The 7,949-nt window shown below is 57.6% G+C and carries 7 protein-coding genes and 1 pseudogene; 4 read left to right on the top strand and 4 right to left on the bottom strand.

The window, feature by feature from the left end; all coding sequences use genetic code 11:
• Positions 1-510 precede the first annotated feature (510 nt).
• The 3 genes from GG26_RS13090 (at position 511) to GG26_RS13080 (ending at position 4,124) form a co-directional block, all read left to right on the top strand.
• Positions 511-1,857 carry a DUF4347 domain-containing protein gene (locus GG26_RS13090; RefSeq protein ID WP_414391077.1) on the top strand — a complete coding sequence of 449 codons (1,347 nt, stop codon included), beginning with the start codon at positions 511-513 and terminating at the stop codon, positions 1,855-1,857.
• 80 nt (positions 1,858-1,937) lie between these two features.
• Entirely contained in the window at positions 1,938-2,867 is a 930-nt protein-coding gene (locus GG26_RS13085; RefSeq protein ID WP_414391074.1) for an Ig-like domain-containing protein, read from the top strand.
• Between the two features lie 129 nt (positions 2,868-2,996).
• Positions 2,997-4,124: a peptidylprolyl isomerase gene (locus GG26_RS13080; RefSeq protein ID WP_414391071.1), complete on the top strand. Its 1,128-nt coding sequence runs from the start codon at positions 2,997-2,999 to the stop codon at positions 4,122-4,124.
• A 42-nt stretch (positions 4,125-4,166) separates the two neighbouring features.
• On the opposite strand, the gene GG26_RS13075 is transcribed toward GG26_RS13080, so the two are convergent.
• The 4 genes from GG26_RS13075 to GG26_RS13060 all read right to left on the bottom strand — a co-directional run bounded on the left by GG26_RS13075 (position 4,167) and on the right by GG26_RS13060 (position 7,158).
• Entirely contained in the window at positions 4,167-4,934 is a 768-nt protein-coding gene (locus tag GG26_RS13075; RefSeq protein WP_011430901.1) for an MlaE family lipid ABC transporter permease subunit, read from the bottom strand.
• A 6-nt stretch (positions 4,935-4,940) separates the two neighbouring features.
• Complete coding sequence (locus GG26_RS13070; protein ID WP_099813000.1) at positions 4,941-5,567, bottom strand: GerMN domain-containing protein; 627 nt, start codon at positions 5,565-5,567, stop codon at positions 4,941-4,943.
• Between the two features lie 244 nt (positions 5,568-5,811).
• On the bottom strand, positions 5,812-6,672 hold the full coding sequence (locus GG26_RS13065; RefSeq protein WP_228375271.1) for a DUF2993 domain-containing protein: 861 nt from the start codon (positions 6,670-6,672) through the stop codon (positions 5,812-5,814).
• Positions 6,673-6,726: 54 nt separating this feature from the next.
• The gene (locus GG26_RS13060) at positions 6,727-7,158 is read right to left on the bottom strand and encodes a hypothetical protein (protein WP_011430898.1); all 432 of its coding nucleotides are present in this window, start codon (positions 7,156-7,158) and stop codon (positions 6,727-6,729) included.
• Positions 7,159-7,538: 380 nt separating this feature from the next.
• Here GG26_RS13060 and GG26_RS13055 point away from each other — a divergent pair.
• Positions 7,539-7,649, top strand: a pseudogene (locus GG26_RS13055) (SulP family inorganic anion transporter); the annotation flags it as partial.
• Positions 7,650-7,949 lie beyond the last annotated feature (300 nt).

The following is a 7,949-nucleotide window of genomic DNA, read 5'->3' as shown; positions in this document are numbered from 1 at the left end:
TCCTTCCGAAGTTGGTTTGCTAAGTGCTGCTATTGTACCCCTTGAGCCCTTAACAAGCTGTAGCTCCCCCCGAAGTTAGGGATCTGGAGAATATTCTGTTTGTCAGCGTACCTCTTTCCAGAACAGCCCGAGACCTGGAGGAAATCATTACGGACATCATTCGACAAGCGGATCAACTTAGTTTTAATCAGCTTCGCTTTGTGGAGGATCTTATTCGCGTTTGCTATGCCCCAGAAGGCAATCAATCGGATCAGCCCTGCCGCCTCCGCATTCCCGTACCCCTACCGCCGGCACCTACGCCGACTCCATTTGTGCCTGCTCCTGAAACTCCCGCTCTTCCCACCATCATTACCAACAGAGCTGTGGTTCGTTCAGCATCGGGCTCGTTGCTCTTTAGCAACACGGTTTCGGTAAGGGTAGATAATTGATGGCTGCCTCGTTTTAGTCAAGTTTGATGTGAGCTGATTTTGTGTTTCAAGAGAACGCGCTGAGAGAGCCGAGGAGTGTTGAATGCTGACCTCAAAACCGTCTTCATTTCGTCCTGGTCAACTGGAAAGATTGCTTTGCTTTTTTAGTCGCAGCTTGGGCACCGTTTCCACAGCCCTGCTAATGGTTCTCTTGGGGGTAGAGCAAGCTAGCTTCTCTGCGTCTAGGGAAACGTCTCTACAACACCCCAAGCAGGATGAGCTGGTCTTTATCGATCAAGCCTTGCCGGACTTGGCGATCTTGCTGGCAGGCATTCGTCCTGGAGCGGAAGTTGTTCTTCTGGATCCCAATAGAGATGGGATTGAGCAGATCACAGAGGCACTGCGAGGACGAAAAGGCATCAAAACCCTGCACATCCTGTCTCACGGGCAGGCAGGCTCACTCTCCTTGGGCAGAAGAGTTCTTAACCGAGAAAACTTGCCCGAGTACGCGGACCTACTGGCAAAGTGGAAATCTAGCCTTGCGGACGATGCGGACATTTTAATCTACGGCTGCGAGGTGGCGGCAGGGCTGGAGGGCAGACTTTTCATAGAGCAAATAGCCCGCCTGACAGGAGCTGATATCGCTGCTTCTACCAACCTCACAGGACATGCCAAAGCTGGAGCAGACTGGGTTTTGGAAGCCACAGCTGGCAGCGTTACTGCCCCTACGATTGTAGTTGAAGGAATCATTGATCACAGCTACCAGCATACACTCCAAGCAGCTGCTGTTCCCACCTTAGGTGCTGGATCTGTACTGACAGACATTCAGGTGAGTGGCCAAAAGCTGTCTCTCATTGGTGCAACCGATCAAGTTGTTCTGAGGAGAGTCGATAACCCCAATAAATCTGGTGTATGCAACATTGTCTGGGTCATTCCGCCAGACACTCCCGGCACTCTGGGAATTACATCCATGGATCAGGCTCTCTTAATCAACCCATTAAACCCAGTTATCAAGGCTGGCACGGATAATCTATTTACAAATATTATCAGTGTGAACAGTAATAATATTGAGAGGGTAGACTTTATAACCCCAGGCGGAATAACTGCCCCTTCTACAAACCTTGATAAGATTGGCTTCCTACTTCTAGATAGAGGAGGAAACGATAGTTTTAAAATTGCTGCTATTAAGAAACTCGATCCAAATCCCAAACAATTTGTTTATAACTCTCCCATCTCGGTCTCGGCTACTGATTGGGGACTAGGAACAGTGATATCACTTACAAAGATTTACAGCGACAATTGCGGAACTGCCAATCTGAATACGAATATTACAGCTAGCACAGCTAATCAAAAATTGTCGGGTGTTTTCGCAAGTTACCAGGATCTGGGCATAGGATCTGGTCAAACGTTCTTTGGTTACTCAGTAGTTGGGAATGACGTAACTGAGTAGTTGGGAATGACGTAACTGGCTCAATCCAAGACTTCACAACGTTTCCGAACAATACGAAAGAGGTTAACGGCGGTTGGGACATGACAGCAGGAGGGGGCATTGTTGCTTACAACCCCGTTGCTAAGGATGACACTGCCACCACCCCAGCCAATACACCGGTCACCATCAATGTGCTGTCCAATGACACAGCCTACGTTTTTAGCTTGGATCCCACTACTATCGACCTAGACCCGCTCACTCCTGGACAGCAAACCACCCTGACAGTTGCTGGGGAAGGCACATATACCCTCAATCTAAGCACTGGGGAAGTCACCTTCGCTCCAGTGCTGAGCTTCACAGGCCCTACCACTTCAATCAAATATACAGTAAAGGACACGAAAGGGTTAATTTCTAACGAAGCAACCATCACTATTACAGTCACTCCTGCCTCTACCCCAACACCGACGCCAACACCAACACCGACGCCGACGCCGACGGAAACGCCAACACCAACGCCAACGCCGAGCCCAGGTACAACCCCGACCCCCAGCCCGGCACCCCCCGGCGAAGGGATCCGACTGGTCAAGCGGATTACCGCTCTCAACGGAACTCCTATCCCCGAATTCTTCGACGAGCCCACCGACCCCAACGACAACCCAGGGATCCCTTGGCCGGGCGGGGCAGCCACCTTCCTGCAAGGCGCCATCAACCAGCCGGTACGTCCCGGAGCGCGGCTGCAGTTTGCGATTTACTTCCTGCTGGATTCGCCCGGCTCGAGGCTGACGGTGTGTGATCCCCTCGCCCCCGGTCTTGGCTATGTGCCGGGCAGCTTGTCTGTGACGCCGGCAGGTGGCTCTCCAGTGGCTCTGAGCGATGCGGTTGATGGGGATGCGGGAGCTTTTATCCCGCCGGGGCAAGCGGTGCCGCCGGCCTGTGGGGGCATCACCAACCCCAACGGCCTGGTGGTGGTCAATGTGGGGCAAGCCGGCAGTGCCGGGGCCATCCGCTTCGAGGCTGTCGTTCCCAGATAGAGGTAGCCATGACCTTGCAGCTTGACTGCTGAAGGCGACTTCACCCCCCTCTTTCGCAGCAACGCTTGCCGCCAGCAACGCTAGAATGCCAGGCTGAGAGCAAAAGCAGTGTCGGCAACGGGTGAAGACATGACACAGCGTGCCCAGCAGGGATCCGCAGTTGGCAGCAATCGGTGGGAGTGGGGAAGAAGATCACTCCGGCTGGTCTTAGCGGCTGTGTTGCTTTGGACGATTTGGCTGGGTGGGATCCCGGCCCTGGCGCTGCCGCAAGGGGATGCCATTACGGATCCGCGAACCCTCTTGCGGCGGGCGCTGCCCATCCAAGACAGTCGGATCTGGGAAATTGACGAGGCCATCACCAAAATCGAGGCCGACCTGAAGTACAACCGCTGGTCGGCGGTGCGGGGGGATGTGCGCCAGGTGGAGCGGCTCCTAGATCGCTATGCGGATCCCCTGCTGGCGGAGTTGCCCCCCGAGCAGGCTGCCGCCGCCTCTGAAGCAATAGCCGCCCTACGCCAGGAGTTGCAGCTCATCAGCCAGGCCACGGAGCGCAAATCCAAGGGCAAGGAGGAAGCCCGCGCCGCCTACGACCGCCTCATAGACGACTTGGGATCCCTGGAGAACAACTGGGTGGGGGCCTTCCCCTACGAGGTACCTGATGAGTACGCCGACAAGCCGCAGCTCCTGGGCCGGGCAGAAGTGGAGCTGAACACCACCGCCGGGCGCATGGTGATCACCCTGGATGGCTATAGTGCTCCAATAACTGCTGGAAACTTCGCTGACCTAGTGCAGCGGGGCTTCTACGATGGCCTGACCTTTGACCGAGTGGAGAAATTCTTCCTAGTGCAAGCTGGAGATCCCCCTGGCCCTGCCGACGGCTATGTGGATCCGGCCACCGGCAGAGTCCGCACCATCCCCATGGAGATCCGGGTCAAGGGTGAGGTAATGCCCCGCTACGGCCAAACCTTCGATCAACTGGGCCTGTGGGATGTGGAGCCGGCCCTGCCCTTTGCTGCCGAAGGGACGGTGGCCATGGCCCGCTATCCCGAGGATCCCAACAGCGCCTCTTCTCAGTTCTTTATCTTTATGGCCGAGCCGGATCTCACTCCTGCCGGCCTCAACCTCATGGATGGCCGCTACGCCGTGTTCGGCTATGTTACCGAGGGCACCGAGGTGCTGCGCAAGATCAAGCTGGGGGATCAGATCCTGAGCGCCCGGCTGATCTCAGGCCAAGAAAATCTCAGGAATGGGGCGTAGGGATTTTGCATCACTATCTCCTACCTTTGCCCTTTTGAGTGGCTAGAAGGCGCGGCTGAGGGCAGTTCCCGGGCCCTGAAACGCCAGCCAAGAGATCAGAAAGTTGGTAACAAACACCCCCAGCAACGCCGTCACCACAGCATCGGTGGTGGAGCGCCCCACCCCCTTGGCGCCCCCGCTGGTGGAAAGGCCCCAGTTGGAGCCGACAATGGCGATCAGAGACCCAAACACCATCGCCTTCAAACAACAGACGATCAAGTCCCAAGGGGCCAGGAGATTCTGAGCCGAGGTGAGAAACACCGTGGAAGGAATGTTGTAAACCGACGCGCAGATGATCATCCCCCCCACCAACCCCGTCAACAGGGAGAGGATGGTGAGCACCGGCAGCATCAGCCCCGCGGCCACTACCCGTGGGATCACCAGATAGTCCACCGGATCGGTGCGCAACAGGTAAAGGGCGTCGATCTGCTCCGTGACTTTCATGGTGCCCAGCTCGGCGGCAAAGGCGGATCCCACCCGTCCAGCCAGGATCACCGCCGTCACCACCGGCGTCAGCTCGCGGGCCAGGGCAATGGCCAAAACCCCGCCGATGAGAGAAGAAGCTCCAAAGTTGATGAACTCGCGCGCCAACTGAATCGTGAAAACGCCGCTGATCACCACCGCTGTGATCAAAACAATCAGCAGCGACTCCAGCCCCACCGCTGCCAGTTGCTCCAGCGTGTTGCGACGGTGAATGCGGCCCCGCAGCAGGTGCAAGGTCACCTGCCCGGCCAGGAGAAAACTGCTGCCCACCCGTTGGAACCAGTTCATGATCTCTCAAGAGGCCGATACGGCTGACGGCTCCGCCTCAGGTTCTGCCGGAAGCTGGAAGCTGGGGACAAACGAGGCCCGCGTCAAGGGTTGGTCGATCATCAGCCCTTCCCCCCCCAATACCTCGAGGGCACGCCCCTCGACGGAGATCCACACCCGCGCGCCGGGGTTCTGGCTGGTGGCCGTGTAGAGCACCTGCGCGATCCGGCTCATCATCGCCGTGGATCCCCCCCCTTGCGTGAATTCAGAAGAGAAATTGAGGAAAATATCGTTGCCTTCCACCCGCACATCCAGCAGCCGTGTCTGGGGAGGGATGGCGGTGGTGAGGTGGGGATCCCGGGGCCCGGCGATCAGCTCTTCCAAAGCCACACGGATGGCCTCTTGGGCGTCGAAGGCGCGCACGGAGCGCTCCTGCTGCACGTAGTAGATCGAGTTGTTAGCCGTGGTCAGCCAGTACAAAGAAAGGGTTTGCCGCGGCCCAATGCTGTACCACCAGGCTCCCCCCATCACCCCCACCCCCAGCAAAAAGCCCAGGATCCCCAGGGGCAGGGCCTGGTCGCGCCGTGGGCGGGAACGTCGCCCCCCCAATTTGCCAGAGCCAAGCTGTGCGGTACGCCCTCCGTAGTGATCCATCGCTGCCATTCCCCTGTCTTGCTTAGCTCTAGGGTAGCGAAGAAAGGCCCACCCTGCCGGGGATCCCCAAACCGGCACAGGCGCAAGCCAGCTTGAACTGGCTTCACGCTGGCCACAGCCATTCGCGACAACCAAGAGGCGGCGCGGCTGCTCTCCCGCCTGGACGAGGCCCGCATCGAGAAGCTCCTGGCAGAAGACGACCCTATCGACGAGAAGATTTAGCCCCAATGGGCGGGGATCCCTGCTAGGGAAGGGCGGCTCGCCGGGATCCCATCAGGGTCTCCAAGCTCTCGACCCGCACAAAGCCGATCACCTGCACCTGATCAGACCCTATCTCCAAGCTGAGCACCCGCACCAGGAGCCCCAGATCTTCTAGCTCTTGCAGATCAAACACCTCGTTAAGGCCGCCCAAAAACGCTGCCGAGATCTCATCGGGAACCCGCACAGAGCCGATGACAAACTCCGGATCCTGAAGCTGCAAGCGGCGCCCCTCCTCCACCTGGATCCCGGCGTTGAACACTACATCAACTGCTCGCGTCAGCGGGACGGAGTCTTTTTGCTCGCTGCCGCCTTCCTGCTCCACCAAGAGGGCAGAAAGTCGAAGGCGGTCAGGAGCCAAAAACTCGACCCGGGGTTTGCGCAGATCGAAGCGGCGGGGTTCGTCCCTAAGCCCGCCAAAGGGCAGATCTGCTCGGATATCCTGAAACTGTCTCAGCACCTCTGGCGAGTTGAGGGCAGCATTCAAGTCTTCTTCCCGCACCACCACCCGCACCGCCGCCTGCAGAGGACGCTCCAGCCGCAGAGGAGCCCCGCGGAAAAAAGAGGGGTCAATGGCCACCGGATCTGTTTCCAGCTCCAGCAGCTCTATGCGCGGAAACGGAGCCCTGTACAGCCCCCGCCCGGCAACCAACAACCGATCCGCCTGGCCGCTCAAAAAACGATAGTTAGGGCGGCTTTGGATGCGCACCTCCAAAACCTCTACCCCATCGAGCTGAGCGAGCAAAAGCTGCCGAGCCGCCTGATCTGCCAGGTAGCCTGCCCCTCCTCCCAAGCCCGCCAGCAACCCCACCAAAGCCGCCAGGATCTCCATATTTGCCGCTGTCACGTCTCCCCCACTCAGGTTAGCAGGGGGATCCCTGGCCCTCGTCAGGGATGCCGGCTAACGCAACACCTTAAGGGGACTAGCCTCAATAGGGCGATTTCCCAGGAAAGTTTTGGCAATTTTCAGGCCGTCCGCCATCACCGGCCGGTTGAGGGTTGGGTCATGGACAAATTTGACGCCGGAAGCCACCGTTGGGCGCCCCTCGCCCCAGGTATCCACAACTTTCAGAGTGGCAGCAGCAACCGGACGGCCATCGGCAAAGTAATCCACTACCTTCAGGGTGGAAGCTCCCACCGGGCGGTTGTCGATCTCGATCTTGCTGAACTTGACAGGGCTAGGAAACACCGGCGGGCCGGACCTCTCTCCTGACCCTAGAGCAGCCGGCAGGATCGGGTCGGCAGGCCGAGGAGCCAAGTTCAGACCGTTTCCTTGTCCCGTAGAGGTTTCTTGCTCCGGCAGCGGGCTGGAAAGACCACTAGGAACGGCCATAGCAATCTCCTAAGTTACAGAGGGAGCTGAAGGGAAAGGGGAGAAGAAACGACGGAATAAAACCGCCGAGCTGGGCGTCTTTAGGATCCCCGCAACCTCAGACCAGATTCTAAAAATATTCTAAACCATCGTTGGGCCTACGATCGGCTGCTCACACTCTGGCTTTATCCGTCAACTGCCGCTGAGGCACTCAGCGACGCTACACCTTCCCCGGTGCCATTGAGTCCGTATACACATTTGTAAACACTGTGTTACCCTTTGAAAGGACTTATCGGCAACTGAGGAGTGTTCGAGTAGCTGTGGTGAGTCAGCCAACTGTGGCTACGGATGACGCAGGCCAAGGGTGGAAAAAGCTTTTGGCGCGCTGGCGCGGCGACCTTATGGGCGGCTTGACCACAGCAGTGGTGGCTTTGCCGCTAGCGCTTGCCTTTGCCATTGCCAGCGGCGTTGATCCTAAAGCGGGGCTTTACACAGCAATTGTAGCTGGATTTAACACTCCCACCGCCTGAAGGCGGGGGATTCTTACGCAGTCCACAAAAGAACCCGTAACGGCGTTGTCAAAGCGCCTCTAGACAGTTCCTTCACGCAAAGCCCCAAGGTTCTGCTGACTTTCTTAAGCAGGTTGGCGGCAGCATTTGCCTCAGCGTTGACCAACCACCCCTTTGCCGTTTGGTACAGGCCCCGCTTGACACGCTTTCCAGAGGGTTTCCACCCGTCGGGTTTTTCACCATAAATTAGGTACAGCCTTTTAATTTAAAATAGGGTACAGGTATTCAAGAGGAAGGAGAGAA

This window comes from Synechococcus sp. 'PEA 65AY6A-5F PE A' (genome assembly GCF_047462575.1).
In the GTDB taxonomy this organism is placed as follows: Bacteria; Cyanobacteriota; Cyanobacteriia; order Thermostichales; family Thermostichaceae; genus Thermostichus.
This window is presented reverse-complemented; position numbering and strand designations above follow the sequence as displayed.